The organism is Pseudomonas sp. CF161 (assembly GCF_000416215.1).
GTDB lineage: Bacteria > Pseudomonadota > Gammaproteobacteria > Pseudomonadales > Pseudomonadaceae > Aquipseudomonas.
Window position 1 is genome coordinate 109,458 of the sequence record NZ_ATLP01000126.1, and the last position, 20,808, is coordinate 130,265.

The 20,808-nt window shown below is 64.2% G+C and carries 18 protein-coding genes and 1 pseudogene; 9 read left to right on the top strand and 10 right to left on the bottom strand.

Translation table 11 applies throughout. The features are described from left to right. Positions 1 to 2 precede the first annotated feature (2 nt). The 8 genes from CF161_RS30735 to CF161_RS30770 all read left to right on the top strand — a co-directional run bounded on the left by CF161_RS30735 (position 3) and on the right by CF161_RS30770 (position 9,678). On the top strand, positions 3 to 968 hold the full coding sequence (locus CF161_RS30735) for an amidohydrolase (protein WP_020300538.1): 966 nt from the start codon (positions 3 to 5) through the stop codon (positions 966 to 968). A gap of 34 nt (positions 969 to 1,002) precedes the next feature. Beyond that, entirely contained in the window at positions 1,003 to 2,520 is a 1,518-nt protein-coding gene (locus CF161_RS30740) for a sugar ABC transporter ATP-binding protein (protein ID WP_020300539.1), read from the top strand. A gap of 65 nt (positions 2,521 to 2,585) precedes the next feature. Then, the gene (locus CF161_RS30745) at positions 2,586 to 3,605 is read left to right on the top strand and encodes an ABC transporter permease (protein WP_052027236.1); all 1,020 of its coding nucleotides are present in this window, start codon (positions 2,586 to 2,588) and stop codon (positions 3,603 to 3,605) included. Between the two features lie 41 nt (positions 3,606 to 3,646). Further along, on the top strand, positions 3,647 to 4,753 hold the full coding sequence (locus CF161_RS30750; RefSeq protein ID WP_020300541.1) for a substrate-binding domain-containing protein: 1,107 nt from the start codon (positions 3,647 to 3,649) through the stop codon (positions 4,751 to 4,753). A gap of 11 nt (positions 4,754 to 4,764) precedes the next feature. After that, positions 4,765 to 5,676 carry an SMP-30/gluconolactonase/LRE family protein gene (locus tag CF161_RS30755; protein ID WP_020300542.1) on the top strand — a complete coding sequence of 304 codons (912 nt, stop codon included), beginning with the start codon at positions 4,765 to 4,767 and terminating at the stop codon, positions 5,674 to 5,676. A 90-nt stretch (positions 5,677 to 5,766) separates the two neighbouring features. Then, positions 5,767 to 6,792: a c-type cytochrome gene (locus CF161_RS30760; protein ID WP_177326819.1), complete on the top strand. Its 1,026-nt coding sequence runs from the start codon at positions 5,767 to 5,769 to the stop codon at positions 6,790 to 6,792. A 197-nt stretch (positions 6,793 to 6,989) separates the two neighbouring features. Continuing rightward, complete coding sequence (locus CF161_RS30765) at positions 6,990 to 8,267, top strand: OprD family porin (RefSeq protein ID WP_020300544.1); 1,278 nt, start codon at positions 6,990 to 6,992, stop codon at positions 8,265 to 8,267. Positions 8,268 to 8,502: 235 nt separating this feature from the next. Next, positions 8,503 to 9,678, top strand: coding sequence for an L-rhamnonate dehydratase (locus tag CF161_RS30770; protein WP_020300545.1), 1,176 nt, complete (start codon positions 8,503 to 8,505; stop codon positions 9,676 to 9,678). Positions 9,679 to 9,723: 45 nt separating this feature from the next. On the opposite strand, the gene CF161_RS30775 is transcribed toward CF161_RS30770, so the two are convergent. From CF161_RS30775 to CF161_RS33840, 3 genes and pseudogenes are all read right to left on the bottom strand, one after another. Then, positions 9,724 to 10,617 (bottom strand): DMT family transporter, encoded by an 894-nt coding sequence (locus CF161_RS30775; RefSeq protein WP_020300546.1) that lies wholly within the window; start codon positions 10,615 to 10,617, stop codon positions 9,724 to 9,726. Between the two features lie 72 nt (positions 10,618 to 10,689). After that, positions 10,690 to 11,778 carry a methyl-accepting chemotaxis protein gene (locus tag CF161_RS30780; RefSeq protein ID WP_371106563.1) on the bottom strand — a complete coding sequence of 363 codons (1,089 nt, stop codon included), beginning with the start codon at positions 11,776 to 11,778 and terminating at the stop codon, positions 10,690 to 10,692. Positions 11,779 to 11,793: 15 nt separating this feature from the next. Further along, a pseudogene (locus CF161_RS33840) lies at positions 11,794 to 12,312 on the bottom strand (MCP four helix bundle domain-containing protein); the annotation flags it as partial. 260 nt (positions 12,313 to 12,572) lie between these two features. Here CF161_RS33840 and CF161_RS30785 point away from each other — a divergent pair. Continuing rightward, positions 12,573 to 14,057: a DASS family sodium-coupled anion symporter gene (locus CF161_RS30785; RefSeq protein WP_020300548.1), complete on the top strand. Its 1,485-nt coding sequence runs from the start codon at positions 12,573 to 12,575 to the stop codon at positions 14,055 to 14,057. A 46-nt stretch (positions 14,058 to 14,103) separates the two neighbouring features. Here the strand turns inward: CF161_RS30785 and dapF are convergent, their stop codons facing one another. From dapF to CF161_RS30820, 7 genes are all read right to left on the bottom strand, one after another. Next, on the bottom strand, positions 14,104 to 14,925 hold the full coding sequence (dapF, locus tag CF161_RS30790; protein WP_020300549.1) for a diaminopimelate epimerase: 822 nt from the start codon (positions 14,923 to 14,925) through the stop codon (positions 14,104 to 14,106). 95 nt (positions 14,926 to 15,020) lie between these two features. Then, positions 15,021 to 15,890: an aldose 1-epimerase gene (locus CF161_RS30795; RefSeq protein ID WP_020300550.1), complete on the bottom strand. Its 870-nt coding sequence runs from the start codon at positions 15,888 to 15,890 to the stop codon at positions 15,021 to 15,023. Positions 15,891 to 15,958: 68 nt separating this feature from the next. Continuing rightward, entirely contained in the window at positions 15,959 to 17,239 is a 1,281-nt protein-coding gene (locus tag CF161_RS30800) for a TRAP transporter large permease (RefSeq protein ID WP_020300551.1), read from the bottom strand. Next, entirely contained in the window at positions 17,240 to 17,767 is a 528-nt protein-coding gene (locus CF161_RS30805) for a TRAP transporter small permease (protein ID WP_020300552.1), read from the bottom strand. It lies immediately after the preceding gene. Positions 17,768 to 17,845: 78 nt separating this feature from the next. Beyond that, positions 17,846 to 18,817 (bottom strand): TRAP transporter substrate-binding protein, encoded by a 972-nt coding sequence (locus CF161_RS30810; RefSeq protein WP_020300553.1) that lies wholly within the window; start codon positions 18,815 to 18,817, stop codon positions 17,846 to 17,848. A gap of 74 nt (positions 18,818 to 18,891) precedes the next feature. After that, positions 18,892 to 19,788 (bottom strand): SMP-30/gluconolactonase/LRE family protein, encoded by an 897-nt coding sequence (locus CF161_RS30815; protein ID WP_020300554.1) that lies wholly within the window; start codon positions 19,786 to 19,788, stop codon positions 18,892 to 18,894. A 50-nt stretch (positions 19,789 to 19,838) separates the two neighbouring features. Continuing rightward, on the bottom strand, positions 19,839 to 20,663 hold the full coding sequence (locus CF161_RS30820) for an NAD(P)-dependent oxidoreductase (RefSeq protein ID WP_020300555.1): 825 nt from the start codon (positions 20,661 to 20,663) through the stop codon (positions 19,839 to 19,841). Between the last annotated feature and the right edge of the window lie 145 nt (positions 20,664 to 20,808).

The window sequence follows — 20,808 nt, forward strand, 5'->3', positions numbered from 1 at the left end:
GCATGATCGCCAGCCTTCGTGAGCGTCAGGGCCTTGGGAACGAGGCCCAGGGCCCTGCGCCGATCACCTTGATCGACGCGCACCATCACCTCTGGGACCTGGACCGCCACCGTTACCCCTGGCTTGAGGAACCTGGGCACGCGGACTTTTTTCTGGGCGACTACGCCAGCCTGCGGCGCAGCTACCTGCCGCCGGACTACCTGGCCGACAGTGCCCGGCATCGCGTGCTGGCGACCGTGCATTGCGAGGCCGAGCACGACCGCAGCGACCAGGTGGCCGAAACCCGTTGGGTGCATGAACAACATGCGCGTTACGGCTTTCCGAATGCGGTGGTGGCGCATGTGTGGTTCCACGGCGCCGAGTGCGAGGAGGTACTGGGGCGCCACCTCGAGTACCCACTGCTGCGCGGTATTCGCAGCAAACCTGTGACCGCGCCAGACCCGGCCTCGCTGCAGAGTGTGCGTGGCCTGCCGGGCAGCATGCAGGACGAGGCCTGGCTACGCGGCTTCAGCCTGCTGGCCGAGCATGGGTTGTCCTGGGATTTACGCGTGCCGTATTGGCACCTGGAGGAGGCCGCCGAAGTGGCGGCGATGTTCCCTCAGGTGCCGATCGTGCTCAACCACCTGGGGTTCCCCTGGGACCGCAGTGCCGCCGGCCTCGCCGGTTGGCAGCGGGGTATGCAGGCCCTGGCGGCGCAGCCGAACGTTTCGGTCAAGGTCTCCGAGCTCGGGCTGCGCGATACGCCCTGGACGCTGGCCGGCAACCGCGGCGTGATCGAGCAAACCCTGGCGCTGTTCGGTATCGAGCGTTGCCTGTTTGCCAGCAACTATCCGGTGTCACGCCTGCGCATCGGTTATGACGATTGGGTCCAGGCCATGGACCAACTGCTGGACGGTTACGACGCCGGTCAACGCGAGGCGTTTTTTTGGCGTAACGCGATGCGTTTTTACCGCATTGAACTGCCGTGACACACACCTCCCACACTTAAGTGAAGGGTTGAATATGAACGCACTCACTGAGCGCTTGCAGCCGGCGTCTGTCCCGCTGCTGCACTTCGAAAATGTCTGCAAACGGTTTGGCGGCACCCAGGCGGTCAATCAGGTCGACCTGCAAGTCGAGGCCGGCAGTGTTTTGGCCTTGCTGGGGGAGAATGGGGCCGGCAAGTCGACGCTGATCAAGCTGCTGGCGGGCGTCCACAGCCTGGACAGCGGCCGCATTCTGTTCAACGGGCGCCCGGTGGAAAACGAGGCCGACCGTCGAGGCATCGCCTTTATTCACCAGGACCTGGGGTTGATCGACTCCCTCAGCGCCGCGGAAAACATTGCGTTCAGTTGCGGCTTTGCGCGGCGCTTCGGCCTGATCGACTGGGCCAGCGTGCGGCGCAAGGCGTGCCAGGCGCTGGCCCTGGTCGACGACAGCATCGACCCGCAAACACCGGTCGGGGAGCTTGAACGTACGCAAAAATCCCTGGTGGCGATTGCCCGGGCATTGGCCATGGACGCCCGCTTGCTGGTGCTCGACGAGCCCACCGCTAGCTTGCCGGCCGACGATGCCGAGCGTCTGTTCACGGTGCTCAAGCGCCTGCAGGCCAACGGCGTGGGCATGATCTATGTCTCGCACCGTTTGGACGAAATTTTCCGTGTGGCCGACCAGGTGGCGGTGATGCGCGATGGGCGTCTGGTGTGCCGCAAGGCGATCGCCGACACCGACCCGCAAGACGTGGTCCGCCAGATCGTCGGCCGCGAGCCCGAGCAGTTGTACCGCGCGGCGCCCGCCAGCCACGGGCGCTTGATGTTGTCGGTTACGGGGTTGCGCTCCGGGTCCTTGCAAGGCTTGTCCTTTGAGCTGCATGCCGGGGAGATCCTCGCCTTGGCCGGTTTGCGCGGCGCCGGGCAGGAGCAGGTGGGGCGGGCCTTGTTCGGTTTACAAGCGATTGAAGGGGGTGAGGTGTTGCTTGAAGGCACTGAGCTGCGTACCACTTCGCCAGCGGCGGCGATGCAGCGCGGGCTGGGCCTGGTGGCCGGAGACCGCTGCGCCGAGTCGCTGCCGATGTCGATGTCGGTGCGCGAAAACCTCTTCCTCAACCCACTGGCCAGCGGCCTGGGCCTGTTTGGCTGGATCTCCCCGGAGCGCGAGCGCCAGCAGGCCGATGAGCTGGTGCGACGTTTCGACGTGCGCCCCTGTGCCACCGAATGTGCGATTGAAACCCTCAGCGGCGGTAATCAGCAAAAGGTCGTGATGGCGCGCTGGCTGGAAATCACCGAGCGGGTGCTGATTCTCGAAGAGCCCACCGCCGGGGTCGACGTGGGGGCCAAGGCCGACATTTACCGGCTGGTGCAGCGCGCGCTGGAAAAAGGCCTGGCGGTGCTGTTGATCTCCACCGACTTCGAGGAGGTGGCGAACATCGCCCACCGCGCCCTGGTGTTCAGCCGCTCCCAGGTGGTGGCGGACTTGCCCCAGGCTCAGCTCTCGGTCAACAGCCTGTTGCAACACGCGTCGGCCGGCGAACCGCTGGGCTGATCCCAGGGCTGGCTGCCTGTCGGCAGCGCGCTGTGCATGTGTCAATAACGATAATAAGGAATGCCATGAACGCCGATAATTCTGCCCCGGTCGTCAGCCCTAGGGCGCTGTCCAGAGACTTCTCACGTGTGCTGCCGATCTACGGCATGCCGGTCTTGTTGTTGCTGCTGATCGGGTTTTTTTCGCTGCTGCTACCAGACACCTTCGCCACCTTGCTCAACCTCAACTCGATCCTTGGCGACAAGGTGATCATCGCGATTCTGGCCTTGGCGGCCATGGTGCCGATGCTGACCAATAAAATCGATCTGACGGTGGGCTACGGCATCGTCTTGTGGCACATCCTGGTGATCAGCCTGCAGACCCGCTACGGCTTTTCCTGGCAAGCCTCGGTGCTGCTGGTGTTGGCGGCGGGCCTGGTGTTTGGCTTTCTCAACGGCTTGCTGGTGGAGATGGCCAAGATCGATTCGTTTATCGCCACCCTCGGCACCGGCACCGTGGTGTATGCCGTGGCGCTGTGGCACAGCGGTGGGCGCCAGGTGTTCGGCGAGTTGCCCGAGGGCTTCCTGCTGCTCAATGGCGCGACGCTGCTGGGGTTGCCGATCTGCGCGTTTTACGTGTTGGCCCTGGCTGTGCTGCTGTGGATCGTCACCGAGTTTTTGCCCATCGGGCGCTTTCTGTATGCCATTGGCGCCAACCCGCGCGCGGCACAACTCAACGGCATCGCGACGCGGCGTTTTGTGATTGGGGCGTTTATGGGCTCTGGTGTGCTCACCGCGTTTGCCGGGGTGTTGCTGGCCTCACGCTTGCAAATCGGCCAGGCCAGCGTCGGCCTGGAGTTCCTGTTGCCGGCACTGGTGGGGGCGTTTCTGGGCTCGACCACCATCCGTCCGGGGCGGGTCAACGTCTGGGGCACCTTGATCGGCGTGGGCGTGCTCGCGGTGGGCATCGCCGGGATCCAGCAACTGGGCGGGGCGTTTTTTGTCGAGCCGCTATTCAACGGCGTCACGTTGCTGCTAGCCATCGGCATTGCCGGTTATGCCGGGCGCCGGCGTACTCGAGTGCGTAACGCACCGGGCAAATCCTGAGTCGTCCACCCCCTTTTGCCGTGCTGTTGGAGAATCTAACCATGACCATGAATGTTCCTGGGCGGGCCCTGCTGCTTGCCGTGCTGACCTTGGGTTGCGCGAGTTACGCGCTTGCCGATGAATTTGTCGATCAGGCTCGGCAGCGCATCAGCGCGGCCACTCAACCCTGGGCCACCTGGGAGGGGCCAACCACTGGCCCGGTGGCCCAGGCCGACAAGCAGATTGTTTTTGTGGCCTCGGACCTGCGCAACAGTGGGGTGCTGGGGGTCAGTGAAGGGGTGCAGGCGGCGACCCAGGTGATGGGCTGGAAGCTGCGGACCCTGGATGGCCAGGGCAGTGTTTCAGGGCGTACCGCCGCGCTGAACCAAGCCATTGTGCTCAAGCCCGATGGCATCATCCTCGGCGGCTTTGATGCCCGCGAGCAGCTCAGCACCATTGCCAAGGTACGCGCCGCCGGCATTCCGCTGCTGGGCTGGCACGCCGGGCCCAAGGCTGGGGCGATGCCGGAGGAGGGGCTGTTCGTCAACATCACCACCGACCCGACCGAAGTGGCCAAGATCGCCGCCTACTACGCCGTTGCGCAATCCCAGGGCACGGCCGGGGTGGTGATTCTGACGGACTCGTTGTACGCCGTGGCGACGGCCAAGTCCGATGCCATGGCCGAGGTGATCAAACAGTGTGCCGGCTGCAGCCTGCTGGCCCTGGAAGACTCGCCGCTGGCGGAAACCTCGTCGCGCATGCCGCAACTCACCACCTCGCTGTTGCAGCGCTTTGGTGAACGCTGGAATTACACCCTGGGCATCAACGACCTGTACTTCGACTTTATTGGCCCGGCCTTGAGTCGCCTGGGGCGGGCGCCGAACCAGCCGCCGCTGAGCCTGTCGGCCGGCGATGGCAGCGAGTCCGCCTACCAGCGTATTCGCCAGTCGCGCTACCAGGCCGCGACAGTGCCCGAGCCGGTCCAGCTACACGGCTGGCAGTTGGTTGATGAACTTAACCGCGCGTTCGCCGGCAGCCCGCCGAGCAATTACGTGACCGCCGTGCACCTGGTGACCGCCGATAACATCAAGGTCGACGGTGGCCCGCGTAACACCTTTGACCCGGACAACGGCTACGCCGCGGCCTATCGAAGAATCTGGCAGCGCTGAGGGCCTCCTCCATGACTGATATCGAGATGTTTGACCCGCGCATGCAGCAGATCCTAGGCCCCAATAGCCAGCTGCAACGGCTCTATACCGGGGCTGAGTGGGGCGAGGGTCCGGTCTGGCTGGCGGCGCAGCAGAGCCTGGTCTGGAGCGACATCCCCAACAACCGCATGCTGCGTTGGTCCGCTGAGACGGGGGTCGAGGTGTTTCGCCAACCTTCGAATTTCAGCAACGGTAACAGCCTGGATGGTGAGGGCCGCCAGGTGACATGTGAGCATGGCCGGCGTTGTATTTCGCGCACTGAACACGATGGCCAGGTCAGGGTGCTGGTCGACCGCTACCAGGGCGGGCGCCTGAATTCGCCCAACGACCTGGTGGTCAAGTCTGACGGCAGTATCTGGTTCAGCGACCCGGCCTACGGAATCATGAGTGACCGCGAAGGCTACAAGGCCGACAGCGAGCAGGACGGTTGCCATGTGTACCGCTTCGACCCCGCCAGCCAGGAACTGAGCCGGGTCGCCACGGATTTTGAAAAGCCCAATGGCCTGGCGTTTTCCGTGGACGAGTCGCGGCTGTATATCTCGGACACCTCGGCCTCGCACGACCCGCAGGGCTGCCATCACATCCGCGTGTTCGATGTACTGGAGGGCAGCCGCCTGGCCAATGGCCGAGTGTTCGCCGTGATTGAACCCGGGCTGCCGGACGGCTTTCGCCTGGATCAGCAAGGCTGGCTGTACGTCAGTTCCAGCGACAGCATCCAGGTGTTCGACGCCGAGGGCTGTCGACTGGGCAAGATCCATGTGCCGGAGAAGATTTCCAATTGCACCTTTGGCGGGGCGTTGAGTGATGTGCTGTTCATCAGCGCCTCCACCTCGCTGTACAGCATCGCGCTCAACACCCGTGGCGCACCGCGACCGACGGCTTAGCGTCCCCGCTGCGCCTGCGGTAACGGTTGGTTCGGCGCCTGTCAGTCAGGCGTCGGACCCATGGCCTATAACAATAAAAGCGAGCCAGACATGTTACGAATTCTTTGCCGCGTGGGTTCAGGCGTGATCCTGGGCACCGTCGGCCTGTTGCAGGGCTTGAGCCCGGTGTTGGCTGGCGAGCCCGCGCTGACTACGGCCCAGGCCACCGCGCTGGTCGAGCAGTACCGGGCACGCCCGGTGCAGCCCTGGCAGATACCGGACAGCAAGGCACTTGATCAGCACCCGCAAGCGGCGCTGATCCGCCAAGGCATGGCCTTGTTGCAACAGACCACGCGCCTGGCCGGCCCCCGCGTCGCGGACCCCAGCCAGCGCTTGGCGCGCAACAATCTCAATTGCGTCAATTGCCATGAGGCCGGCCCCTCCGGTTTGCCGGGCAGCAAGCCCTACGCCTTGCCGTTGGTCAACGCCGTCAACGATTACCCCAAGTTCGACCCCAAGAGCATGCAGGTCATCAGCCTTGAGCAGCGGATCGCCGGCATGTTCGGCAAAGGCGAAGTGGCGCTGACCCCCGATCACCCGTACATGCAGGCTATTGTTGCCTACCTGCGCTGGCTTGGCAGCGAGGCCCAGCCGGGTAAACGCATGCTCGGCGCGGGCCTGGCGCCACTGACGCTGCCGGCCCGTGCCGCCAACCCGCAGCAGGGTGCCCAGTTGTTCGCTGCCCAGTGCGCGCAGTGCCACGGCGCCAGCGGCCAGGGCATGCCGGCGGCGGACTTCGCCACGGGCGGCGGGTATGTGTTCCCGCCCATTGCCGGTGATGACAGTTACGACGACGGTGGCCATATGTACATGGTGCCGCTGTTGACGCGTTTCATTCACGCCAACATGCCGCTGGGCAGTCGCGCCGACGCGCCGTTGCTGAGCGTGGAGCAGGCGTATGACATCGCCGCCTACGTCAACAGTGAGCTGGCGCGACGCCACGCGCCGCAACGTGTCGGCGCCTACCCGGACCCGGCATTGCGCCCAGCCGGCTTTGCCATTCCCGAGCACTTCCCCAATGACCCTGAAGGTTATCGGCGTGCCCGTTTCGGGCCCTTTGCGCCGGCCCCCGAATAACCCGGCAAGGCCGGCCTGGTCTCCCCTCGCTGAGCGGAGAACCGCCCACCGGCCGCCGCCCTGATTCACGCATTTTCATGCCCCACTGTTTGCGGGCATGACCTCGGCTGCTCGGCAGCCACCCCAATGCTGTGCTGTTTCCGGGTGCCCTTGCACCCGGGCGGCAAAGCTGTGCCCAAAACAAGGAGACAACCACCATGCTCACCTCATCCCCTGTGCGCGGTCATCGCGTGCCCGCTCTGGTTTCACGCTGCTTCTTGGGGGTAGCCCTGATCGCGCCGCCCTGGTGGGCGAGTGCTGCCGGGCAGGGTTTTGTGGACGGTGCGACGGCCAACCTGCTGCTGCGCAATTACTACTTTGACCGTGACTTCCGTGACTCGGGTGCCACTCAAAGCCGGGCAGCGGAATGGGCCCAGGGTTTTATCCTGGATGCGCGCTCGGGTTACACCCAGGGCCTGGTGGGGTTTGGCCTGGATGTCAGCGCCATGGCCGGCTTCAAGCTCGACAGCAGCCCGGACCGCACCGGCACCGGTTTACTGCCCAGGCACGATGACGGTCGCGCGGCGGATGACTATGGTCGGGCCGGGCTGACGCTCAAGGCCAAAGTGGCCGACACCGAACTCAAGCTCGGTGAGCTGCGCCCCGATGTGCCGGTGCTGCGGGCCGATGACGGGCGCCTGCTGCCGCAGACCTTCGACGGCGCCATGTTCACCTCGCACCTGTTCGATGGCCTGACGCTGCATGGCGGGCAAATGCGCGCGGTGACCCTGCGCAACTCCTCGAATGAGCAAGACATGTCGGCCGCACGCTACGCCGCTCAGGCCACGGACCGCTTCAACTACCTTGGCGCCGAGTACCGTTTTAATAGCGAACGCACCGTGGTGGGGGTGTGGCAGGCCGAACTGAAAGACATCTACCGCCAGCGCTATTTCAACCTGACCCAGCGCCAACCTGTGGGCGACTGGACCCTGGGCGCCAACCTCGGTTACTTCATCGACAGTGACGTGGGTGCTGCGCGGGCGGGGCCACTCCAAAGCAAGGCGTGGTCCGGGCTGTTCTCGGCCAACCTTGCCGGGCACACCTTCTACGCCGGTTTACAGCGGGTCAGCAGTGGCACCGGCTGGATGTCCCTGACCGGCACCAGCGGCAAGAGCCTGGCCAACGACATGTTCAACAACAACTTTTCCAATGCCGATGAACGCTCCTGGCAACTGCGCTACGACTACAACTTTGTCGCACTCGGTCTGCCGGGCCTGACCAGCCTGGTGCGTTACAGCCGTGGCTCGGATGTCGACACCGCGACGCTGGGCGATGGCCGAGAATGGGAGCGCGACCTGGAGCTGGCCTACACCGTTCAGAGTGGCCCGCTGCGCAACCTCAACCTGCGCTGGCGCAACTCCAGTGTGCGTAGAAGCTTCGCGGAAAACTTCGACGAAAACCGTCTGATCCTGGCTTACAACTTCAACCTGCTCTGAGCCAAAACGGCAGGCCGTGTCGCGTGTTTATCCGATAACCCCGAGTGGGACTAAAGCGCTTTTACCTATCACCTGGGGTTATCGCCGGATACGCATAAGTGATTAGCCGCTGCCCGCAGCGCTGGCTAAAGTCGCCTCCATTACGCGACACGACATTCACCCACAACGGCGTCCAGCGCTCACACCAGCCCAGGTTGGCTGAACACTACCCAAGCCTTAGCAAGGAACTGTATCCATGAAAATAAAAACAATCCGTACCCGCGTTTTCGAATGGAAAGGCAAAGTCGTCCCGCCTCAGGCGCACTTTTGCACCAACGCCAGCGACATCCTGTTCGAGCGTGGCGATGCCATGGGCTCGTTCCGTTTCCACGGCTGGCTGGTGGTTGAAGTCGAGACCGACACCGGCCTCGTTGGTATCGGCAACTGCGCCCTGGCGCCGCGGGTGGCCAAGGAAATCATCGACACTTACCTGGCACCCATTGCAATCGGCGAGGACCCGTTCGACAACGAATACATCTGGCAGAAGATGTACCGCCAGAGTCACGCCTGGGGCCGCAAGGGCATTGGCATGGCGGCGATCTCGGCCATCGATATCGCCATCTGGGACATCATGGGCAAGGCGGTGAACAAGCCGGTGTTCAAGCTGCTGGGCGGGCGCACCAAGGAAAAGATCTGGACCTACGCCTCCAAGCTGTACGCCAACGACAACCTCGACCTGTTCCTGGAAGAGGCCCAGGGCTATCTGAACCAGGGTTTCACCGCGCTGAAAATGCGCTTCGGCTACGGCCCCAAGGACGGCCCGGCCGGCATGCGCCGCAACATCGAGCAAGTGCGCGCCCTGCGTGAGCTGGCCGGCCCGGACATCGACATCATGCTGGAGTGCTACATGGGCTGGACCCTGGAATACGCGCGCCGCATGTTGCCCAAACTGGCCGAGTTCGAGCCGCGCTGGCTGGAAGAGCCGGTGATCGCCGATGACATCGAGGGTTATATCGAGCTGAAGAAGATGGGCATCATGCCGATCTCCGGCGGTGAGCACGAGTTCACTTCCTATGGCTTCAAGGACCTGCTGGAGCGGCGTGCGGTGGACGTGATCCAGTACGACACCAACCGGGTCGGCGGCATTACCGCGGCACGCAAGATCAACGCCCTGGCCGAAGCCTGGTCGGTGCCGGTGATCCCCCATGCCGGGCAGATGCACAACTACCACCTGACGATGTCCACCACCGCCTCGCCGATGGCCGAGTTCTTCCCGGTGTTCGACGTCGAAGTCGGCAATGAGTTGTTCTATTACGTGTTCAAGGGCGAGCCGCAGCCGGTCAACGGTTACATCCAGCTCGACGACCACAAGCCGGGCCTGGGTCTGGAAATTTCCGACGACTACCTGGGTGACTTCAACATCATCGAGTAGGCCGCCCGCTCGTGCGCACCTGTCGCCGCGCCCAGGGCGGCAGGTTCAGGGCTTTTTCAGCGCCGTGGGTTGCAACACCAGCCACAACGCCGCGCCGATCAGCGCCCCGCCATAGAGGTGGGCCATGGACAGCGGCTCATCCAGCAGCAACGCCCCCCACAACACCCCGAACAGCGGAATCATGAAGGTCACGGTCATCGACTTGACCGGGCCCACCGAACTCAGCAGGCGGAAGTAAAGAATGTAGGCCAGCGCCGTGCACACCAGGCCCAGGCCCAGCAGCGACAGCCACACGCTCCAGCCGCCCCAGCTGGCGGGCGGTTGGGTGAAGGTGCTGTAGGCGAACAACGGCAGCAGCAACAAGGTGGCGCCGAGCATGCTGCCCAGGGCGGCAAGACGGCTGTCGAGGCCACCGGCCTGGTCCAGCCAGCGCCGTGCCAGAAAGCCGGCAAAACCGTAGCAGGTGGTGGCCAGCAGGCAGGACAGGGCGCCCAGCAGCAGTTGCAGGTCAAAGGCCATGGGCCCGGCACGGGTCAGGATGCCGACCCCGAACAAGCCCAGGCAGACCCCGGCAATCTTCGCCAGGCTGAGTCTTTCATGGAAGAACAGGCCACCGATCAATACGCCCATCAGCGGCGTGGTGGCGTTGAAAATGGCCGAGTAACCGGCCGGCAGCACCTGGGCGGCCACGGAGTACATGGTGGCGGGGATGCCCGAGTTGATCATCCCGAGCAGCAGGACGATTTTGAACTTGCCGCGAAAATCCCAGCTGATGCGCATCAGCGCCAGGATCACCAGCAACCCGCCGGCAGCGATCGATACCCGAAAAAACGCGGTGGGCACCGTGCCCAGCACGGGCGCGATGATTCGCATAAACAGGAAGCTCGCGCCCCAGATGGCAGCTAATGACAGCAGGCGCAGGATATCGACAGGGCTCACGGCAAACTTCTCACCTAATGGGGGCGAGAGTGTGCCGAGAGGCCCTTGGCCTTGCAAACCCTAATCGACCCTTTACAGCACGAAACGCGTTACCAGGCCGTTGAGGTCGATGGCCAGGCGCGACAGCTCCTGGCTGGCGGCGGAGGTCTGGGTGGCGCCGGCGGCGGTCTGGGTCGAGAGGTCGCGGATGTTCACCAGGCTGCGGTCGACGTCGCGGGCCACCAGGGCCTGTTGCTCGGCGGCGCTGGCGATCACCAGGTTGCGCTGGCTGATCTGGGAGATCGCGCTGGTGATTTTCTCCAGGGCACTGCCCGCGCTATTGGCCCGTTGCAGGGTGTGCCCGGCCTGCTCGGCGCTGCTTTGCAGGGCGCCGACCGTGGTGTCGGTGCCTTGCTGGATGCGGGTGATCATCTGTTCGATTTCTTCGGTGGAGTCCTGGGTACGCTGGGCCAGGGAGCGCACCTCGTCGGCCACTACCGCAAAGCCACGCCCGGCTTCCCCGGCCCGCGCCGCCTCGATGGCGGCGTTGAGCGCCAGCAGGTTGGTTTGCCCGGCGATGCCGCGAATCACCTCCAGCACCTTGCTGATGTCCTGGGCTTGCAACGCCAGGCCCTGGGCCTGGGCCGAGGCACCGAGCACCTCGTCCACCAGTTGCTGGATCGAACTGATGGTTTCACTGACCTGGTAATGGCCGTGCTTGCTGTCCTCGTCCGAGGCTTGCGAGGCCTCGGCGCTGGACACCGCGTTGCCGGCCACTTCATCCACCGCCGCGCTCATTTCGGTGACGGCGGTGGCGGCCTGTTCGGTCTCCATGCTCTGTTGCTGGATACCGGCGTTCGACTCGCGGGTGATGGCGCTCATTTCCTCGGCGGCGGAGGCCAGCTGGGTCGAAGAGTCGGCGATATGGCGGATGGTCGATTTCAGGCTGTCGAGCATGGCCTGGGTCGAGTTCTGCAAATCGGTGAGTTCATCCTGGCCGCTGACCTCGACCTGGGCCCGCAGGTCGCCTTCGGCGATTTTCTGAGTGGTCGCCAGCAACAGGCGCACCGGGTGGGTGATGCTTTTGGTGAACAGGGTGGCAATCAGGATGGTCATCAGGATCGCGACGATGATGATCGCCGCCGTCAGGGTGATGCCGGTGTTGAACTGATCGCCGGCCAGGGTTGCCGATTGGTCGGCCCCACGTTCGTTGACCTGAATCAGCTCGTCGACCGAGGTTTGCAGGGCGAGGGCCAGCGGCACCGTGACCTGGTTGACATAGGCGGTGGCCTGTTCGGCGCTGTTGAGGGTGCCGGAATCAATCAATATCGAGAGTTTGTCGAGGTAGCCCTGGGCCCCTTGCTTGACGCGTTCGTAGCTGGCTTTTTCTTCAGGGCTGGAGACCAGATGCTCGTAGTCCCGGATGTCCTGGGTCAGGGTTGATTTGAGGCTGTCGAGCTTGTCCCGCGAGGCGCCTTTCTGGTCCGGATTTTCAGTGACGTAGTGCAAGGCTTCCAGGCGCACGCGCAAGGTGGCCGATTCGATTTTCGTGGCCTGCCTGACGCTGGGCAGCCAGTTGGATTGCAAGTCGACCGCTGCGTCGTGTATCTGCCCCATCTTCCACAGTGCAATTGCCCCCATACCGATCAACAACATACAGATGGCGCCAAAGCTCAGCAGCGCCCTTGAAGTCAGCCTAATATTTCTTGTCACCATAAAAGCACCTGCTGGTTGGAGTGATACCGCCGCTTTCGACTCCTTGTCGCGCTGATGTCACTGTGATCTCAAATAAGTGAAAAATCTGTAGATATGTAAAAAAATATTTCTTTGTTTTCACGGGTTCAGCAAGGCGACAGCCGAGAGCGCTTTATTCGATCCTAAAGCCCGATCATTTCCTTGGGCTTGACCTTTATCAAAGCCCTGCGCCGACGGCTCAGGCATGCTGTAAAGCTGTCAATTTCGAAAAGGACCCGCCCATGAATGCGCCTGTTGCCCAAGCCCCCGAGACCCCGGTGCGCCTGCCGGTGGGGCTGTTGATCGCGCTGCTGGCGATGGTCACGGTGTTGCTGCTGCCCCTGCCGGCCGACCTGCCGGTGGCGGGGCAGCGGATGCTGGCGATCCTCGCGTTCGCGGTGGTGGTGTGGATCAGCGAGGCGGTGTCGTACGAAGCCAGCGCAATCATGATCACTTCGCTGATGGCGTTCCTGATCGGCACCGCGCCGACCCTGCAGGACCCGACGCAGATCTACGGCAGTTCGGCGGCCATCAGCCTGGCGCTGACCGGGTTTTCCAACTCGGCGCTGGCGCTGGTCACCGGCGCGCTGTTCATTGCCGCCGCCATGACCCACACCGGCCTCGACCGGCGCATCGCCCTGATCACCCTGACCCGGGTCGGCACCAGCACCCGGTTGATCCTGGTGGGCGCGGTCGCCGTGACCATCCTCCTCAGCCTGCTGGTGCCCAGCGCCACGGCGCGCAGTGCCTGCGTGGTGCCGATCATGATGGGGGTGATTGCCGCGTTCGGCGTCGACAAGCGCTCCAATATCGCCGCCGGCCTGATGATTGTGGTGGCCCAGGGCACCAGTATCTGGAACGTCGGGATCCAGACCGCCGCCGCTCAGAACCTGCTGACCGTGGGTTTTATGGACAAGATGCTCGGCGAGCGGGTGAGCTGGCTCGACTGGCTGATCGCCGGGGCGCCCTGGGCGCTGATCATGTCCGTGGTGCTGGTGTGGGTGGTGCTCAAGCTGTTGCCGCCGGAAACCGACAGCATCCCCGGTGGCAAGGAAGCGGTGGCCCAGTCCCTGGTGGACATCGGCCCCATGACCGGCCCGCAGAAGCGCCTGCTGAGCGTGTCGCTGTTGTTGCTCCTGGCCTGGGCCACCGAGGGCAAGCTGCACAGTTTCGACACCACTTCCACCACCTATGCCGGGCTGGTGATCCTGCTGCTGCCACGGATCGGCATCATGACCTGGAAGGACGTGCAGTCGCGGATTCCCTGGGGCACGGTGATTGTGTTCGGGGTCGGCATCAGCCTGGGTTCGGCGCTGCTCACCACCCACGCCGGGCAATGGCTGGGCGGGCAGGTGGTGACCCATACCGGGCTCGATCAAGTGGGCGCGCTGGCGGTGTTCGCGATCCTTGCTGCCTTCCTGATCCTGATCCACCTGGGCTTTGCCAGTGCCACGGCCCTGACCTCGGCGCTGCTGCCGATCCTGATCGCGGTGTTGCAGACCCTGCCCGGCGAGTTCAACCGCCTGGGCATGACCATGCTCCTGGGCTTTGTGGTCAGCTACGGGTTTATCCTGCCGATCAACGCCCCGCAGAACATGGTGTGCCTGGGCACCGAGACCTTCAATGCGCGCCAGTTCGCCAAGGTCGGCCTGATCGTGACCCTGGTCGGCTACCTGCTGATGCTGGTGTTTGCCGCCACCTGGTGGAAGTGGCTCGGCTGGATGTAGGCCGCTCGGGCGGGCGGCAGCTCAAGGCCTGCCGCCTTCAACGGGGCTAGGCCGGCTCCCGGGCATTGAGCAGCAGGGTGCCGAAAAACACGCTCTCCACCGGCCCCGCCAGTCGCACCTTGCCCTGGCCATCCCAGGTCACGCTGACCGGCCCACCGTCGCACAGCACCTTGACCGGGCTGTCGAGCAAGCCGCGGCGGATGCCGTTGACCGCCGCCGCGCAGGAACATGAGCCCGAGCCCAATGGAATCGCGCCGTTGCGCTCCCAGATGCGCAGGCGGATGGTCTGGCGGTCGATGACCTGCACCAGGTGCACATTGGTTTTCTGCGGGAACAGCGGGTGCTGCTCCATGGGCGGGCCGAAGCGGGCCAGGTCGATCTGCTCGACCTCAGTCACAAAAAAGCTGCAATGGGGGTTGCCCATGCTGCACGCTGCCGGCGCGCCGTCGATGGGCAGTTCCAGGGTGTCGTGCTCGGCCGCCAGGGGCACATCCTGCCAGTCGAACAGGGGCACGCCCATCTCCACCGACACCGAGTAGTCGGCCAGGCGTTCACAGTGCTGGAGGCCACGCTCGGTGTGCAGTTCGATGGAGGTGGCGCCGGTTTCCCGCATCAACAGGTCCGCTGCGCCCCGGGTGGCACTGCCGCAGGTGCTGAGCGGGGTGCCGTCGGCATTCCAGAAGGTCAGTCGGGCGTCGGCCTCGACGCTGTCGCTGAGCACCGCCAATTGGTTGAAGCCGATGCCACGGTGGCGATCGCCGAGTTGGCGAGCGATCTCGGAGTTGATCGGCTGGTGGCGTCCGCGAAGGTCGAGGAGCACGAAGTCATCGCCGTTGGCATGCATTTTTCGAAAGCTCAAAGGCTTCATGGCGCGGGGTTCCTCAAGGTGCACGGGTTGCGCCGGGTTGCGGCCAGAGCGCTATTTGCCGTGCATGAGGCGGTGGCGTCAAGGCATCCGTGGGTTTACAGCGGTTGATAGTGCAGGCTGAACCCCAGTTCGATGGATTGCCCCTGCGCCAGCAGGCGCAGCCCCGGGTGCCCGGGCAGGTGGTGGGCGTTGACCGGGTGGCTGACCGGTTCGAAGCAGAAAAAATCCTTGCCGGGCGGGCAGTACAGCAGGAAGTAATCACAGCCGCTGGCCTGGCAGTGCAACTGATAACCGGCCTCTGGCTCGATAATCAGGCATTCGCCGTCCCAGCCGCTGAAGCCGTTGTCCACCAGTGACTCGGGCAGGCCCTGGGGCTGCCGGAAATCCCAGGCTGCGGGCAGGTCGGCCAGTTGCGTGGGCAGGCGCGACTCATCGCAATGCCACACCTGCCGCGCCCGGGCCTGCAGGCGACTCTGGGCGCTGCGGGGGAAATAGGGGTGCAGGCCCAGCCCATGCCAGGCGGGTTCTGGAGCCAGGTGAGTGACCTGCAGCTCGATGCTTAGGCGCCCCTGGTCGAGGCGGATCCGCTGCCGGGCGCGGTAGGCGAAGGGGGTGTGGCTGTCCAGTTGCAGCAGCACTTCGTTGGGCCGCTGTTCCAGCACCTGCCAGGGCTGCTGCCAGGCGCTGCCGTGAATCGGTCGGGGGTCGGTCAGGGTGTTGGCCTCCAGGGCCAGCCAGCCGTCGGGGCATTGGAAGCCGCCCTCGGCAATGCGGTTCGACCAGGGCGCCAGGGCGTAGCAACCGAGCTTGCCCGGCAGGCCGCTGGCCAGTGCCGCTTCATCGCTGTGGCGCAGCAGGGCCTGGCCGCTGGCAGACACACTCCAGTTGACCAGGCTGGCGCCGATGTCCGGAGCCAGGGTCAGGCGGGTGATTCCATCGTCAAGGGTGAGCAGGGTGGGGAGCATCAGCGGCACCAGGGCAAAGGGGTTTGAGGGGCAAATGCCGCCCGTCGTCGACGGGCGGCGACCGTGGTTTACAGCACCAGGTTTGGCAGCCACAGCGACAGCGCGGGGATGTAGGTCACGGCCATCAGCACCAACAGCAGAACGCCGTAGAACGGCAGCAGCGCCTTGACCGTGCTTTCGATACTGACCTTGCCCACCGCCGAGCCGACAAACAGTACCGCGCCCACCGGTGGCGTGATCAGGCCGATGCCCAGGTTGACCAGCATGATCATGCCGAACTGCACCGGGTCGACGCCGATGCCGACAATCACCGGCAGCAGGATCGGGGTCAGGATCAGGATCAGCGGCGCCATGTCCATCACCGTGCCGATCAGCAGCAACATCACGTTGATGCACATCAGGATCACGTAGCGGTTGTCCGACAGGGTGAGGAACGCGGTGGTGATCTTCGCCGGAATCTGCATCAGGGTCATGATGTAGCCGAAGCTCGCGGCGAAGGCGATCAGGATCATCACGATGGAAATGGTGCGCACCGTGCGGTGCATCAGCTTGGGCAGGTCGCGCCATTTGTAGTCGCGGTAGATGAACATGGTGACGAAAAACGCCCACAGCACAGCGATCGCCGCCGATTCGGTGGCGGTGAAGATCCCGGACAGAATCCCGCCGAGGATGATCACCATCGCCATCATGCCCCACAGGGCCTCACCGCAGATTTTCAGCGCCTGCCTGAGGGGGATCACCTGGCCCTTGGGGTAGTTGCGCTTCTTGGCGAAGATCAGGCACAGCACCATCAGGCTTGCGCTCATCAGCAGCCCCGGCACGATCCCGGCCATGAACAGCGAGGCAATCGACACCGTGCCGCCGGCCGCCAGGGAGTAGAGCACCGAGTTATGGCTGGGCGGGGTCAGCAGGGCCTGCACCGAACCGCTGACCGTGACGGCGGTGGAGAAGTCCCGGGGGTAGCCCTGGCGCTCCATTTCCGGAATCAGCACCGAGCCCACCGACGCGGTGTCGGCCACCGACGAACCGGAAATCGCGCCGAAAAAGGTCGAGGCCATGATGTTGACCAGCGACAGCCCGCCGCGCACGAACCCCACCAGCACCCCGGCGAACGCCACCAGCCGCCGCGACATGCCGCCCTCGGCCATGATCGCCCCGGCCAGGACGAAGAAGGGAATGGCCAGCAGCGAGAACTTGTTGACGCCCCCGGCCACCTGGATCATCAGGGCCTGGAACGGAATATCGATCCACCAGGCGCCGATCAGCGCCGACAACCCCAACGCATAGGCGACCGGCATGCCGATCAGGATCAAGCCGATAAAACTGCCCAACAGGATCAGAGCGTCCATTTATGCGGCCCCTTCGTTTTCTTCGACCAGGTCGAAACGCACCACGCGGCGCTGGCTCTGGTCACCCAGCAGGAGTTTTTCCAGGACAAAGATCAGGGTCAGGAACCCGCCCACCGGGATCGGCATATAGGTAATGCCCACCCGCAGGGTCGGCAGGGCGCTCATGAACTGGTTCCAGGTCGACAGGCAGAGCTTGGTGCCCCAGAGGGTCATGAACAGGCACATGCTGGCCATCAACAGTTGCGAAACGATCGAGGCCGCGGACTTGACCGGGGCCGGCAGGCGGTCGGTGAGCATCGCCACCGCCATATGGGCGCCGGCGCGATAGCTGGCGGCGGCGCCGATAAAGGTGAAGACCATCATCAGCAGGATGGCGGTGGGCTCCGGCCAACTGGCGCCCGTGCCGAGGATGTAACGGGCGAACACGCCCCAGGGGATGATCAGGGAAATCGCCAGGATCGACAGCCCGGCGACCCAGATGCAGGCCATATAGAGCCTGTCATTGAGGCGCAGCAACAGATTTTTCATCGGGTTTCACCGTAACCGGGCCGGCCCGGGGCGCAGGGCCACGGGCAGACAGGGCCTTCTATAGGAGGAGACGCGGGGTCACTCGACGGCTTCGATACGGGTCATCAGCTCGGCGTAAGGCGCGCCGTACTTCTGGCGAATGTCGGCGGTGGCGTCATAGAAGGGCTTTTTGTCGACCACGATAAATTCCACCCCGGCGGCCTTGAGCTTGGCTTCGCTGCTGGCGGACTTGGCATCCCACAGTTGGCGCTCTTCAAACTGCGCGGCCTTGGCGGCCTTGGTCACCAGGGTCTGCTGCTCGGGGGTGAGCTTGTTCCAGGTGGTCTTGGACATCACCAGGGGTTCCGGGAGGATCAGGTGCCCGGTCAGGCTGTAGAACTTGGCATTTTGGTAGTGGTTGTGTTCCAGCATGGTCGGCGGGTTGTTTTCCGCGCCGTCGATGACCCCGGTCTGCAGGGCGCTGAAGATCTCGCCGGTGTCCATGGCAATGCCGTTGCCGCCCATGGCATTGATGGTTTCGATGAACATCGGGTTGCCTTGCACGCGTATCTTCATGCCCTTGAGGTCGGCCAGGCTGCGCACCGGCTTCTTGGTGTAGAGGTTGCGCGTGCCGCCGTCCATCCAGGCCAGGGCCACCAGGTTGAATTCGGACTGGGTGATCTTGTCGAGGATTTCCTGGCCGATCTCGCCGTCGATGATCTTGCGCATATGGGCCTGGTCGCGGAACACGAACGGCATGTTGAACACGTTCACGTCCGGCACCACCGGGCCGACAATGCCGAGGCTGACCCGGGCCATCTGGATCGCTCCGACCTGGGCCTGTTCGATCACTTCCTTCTCGGAACCGAGCACGCCGCCGGCGAACATCTTGAAGGTCAGCTGGCCATTGCTCTCCTTGACCAGGGTCTTGCCCATGTTTTCTTCGGCGACCACGGTCGGGTAGCCGGCGGGGTGAATATCGGCGAACTTGATTTCCAGGGCCTGGGCCAGGGTCGAGACACTGAAGGCCAGGGGGAGGGCGACGACGAGCAAGGTGCGTTTGAAATTCATGGTGGATCTCCGTTTTGTTGTTTTTATTCAAAGAGCAGCGATGCGGTAAACAGGGTGCGGTGCCTGGCCCGGGTTCAGCCGGCCAGGCCCTTGAACAGCGGTTCGGCCAGGCCCGTGACCCCCGGGTTCAAGGCAAACACGCCGCCGGCCAGGGACTGGGGGTCCAGCTCGTCGCCGGGGCGGATCGAGGTCACGAACAGGGTGTCCAGGCGGCTGCCGCCAAAGGCGCACATGCTGGGTTTCTTCACCGGTACGCTGAGGGAGCGATCCAGGCGGCCGTCGGGGGTAAAGCGGTGAATCAGCCCGGCGTCGTTGGCGCAGATCCAGTAACAGCCGTCGGCGTCCACCGCGGCGCCATCCGGGCGCCCGAGAAAGCGCTGCATGTCGACGAACAGCCGGCGATTGGAGGGGGTGCCACTGTCGGTGTCGTAATCGAAGGCCCAGATCTTCTGCACCAGAGGATGGGAGTCGGAGAGGTACAGGGTCTGCCCGTCGGGGCTGAAGGCCAGGCCGTTGGGCACGATAAAGCCTTGCAGTTGCGCGGCCAGCGGGCCTGCCTGACCGGCCTGGTAGCGATACAGCGCGCCATCGGCGGCATTGGCGCCCATGTCCAGGACCATGCTCCCGGCCCAGAAGCGCCCCTGGCGATCACAGCGGCCATCGTTCAGGCGCATGTCCGGGCGGGCGTGGGCCACGCTCGGCAAGGGCTCGCTGTCGAGGCTGCCGTCATTGTGGGGGTGCAGGTGAAAGAACCCGCTCTGCATCCCCGCCACCCAGCCGCCGTCGCTGTGGCGGGCGATGCAGGCGAGCATTTGCGGGGCGGTCCAGGTATCGACCTGGCCGCTGTGGGCACTCCAGCGTTGCAGGCCGCCGGCGGCAATATCCACCCAGTACAGCGCCTGCTCCTCGGCGACCCAGACCGGGCTTTCACCGACGGCGTTGCGTGCATCGACAATCAACTCTGCTTGCATGACGGCTCAGTTCCCTTGATGACGTTATGGGCAATGCGTGGCGCTGTGGATCAGTCGTCGAACGGGCCGGACGCGACAAACGCGCCGCCCTGGTAGATCCGCGCCGGGTCGTCGGCCGCCGGCAGCGGCAGGGCCTCGACCTTGGCTCGGAACACTTCGGAGCTGTCGCGGGGGGCGTACCCCAGGGCACTGGCCAGGTGGTTGTCCCACCAGACGTTGTGGTTGTCGGACACGCCATAGACCACGGTGTGGCCGACATTCGGCGTGTACAGCGCGCATTCGAGGAGTTGGGTGAGGTCGCCAAAGCTGAGCCAGGTGCTCATCATCCGGCGGTTCTGCGGCTCGGCGAACGAGGAGCCGATGCGGATGCTCACGGTCTCGATGCCGTAACGGTCGAAGTAGAAGCTGGCCATGTCTTCGCCATAGGACTTGGACAGGCCGTAGTAGCTGTCCGGGCGGCGCGGGGAGTGGGCGTCGAGCTTCTGGTCCTGCTGGTAGAAACCGATCACGTGGTTGGAACTGGCAAAGACCACCCGCTTCACCCCATGGCGGCGCGCCGCTTCATAGATGTGAAACACCCCGCAGATATTGGCCCCGAGAATCTCCTCGAACGGGCGCTCCACCGAGACCCCGCCAAAGTGCAGGATCGCGTCGACGCCTTCGACCAACTGATGCACGGCCTGCTTGTCTGCCAGGTCGCAGCGCACCACTTCTTCCTCGGGGCCGGCAGCCGGGGCCATTTCGCCGATGTCCGACAGCCGCAGGACTTCGGCGTAAGGCCGCAGGCTTTCGCGCAGGACCTTGCCCAGGCCGCCGGCGGCGCCGGTGAGCAGCAGGCGATTGAAGGGTTTGCGCGGGGAGGGGGTGCTGTTCATGGAAAACCCTGATCAATGATCGTTGCTTGAAATTGTTGTAGGTTGTCGTATGACTTTTCGGAGTTTCGTTATCCCAGGGGGCCTTTGTCAACGCCTGATCGCGAAAAAGCTGTGGCCTTTTGTTACCTGCCGCCGCTGCAACCGC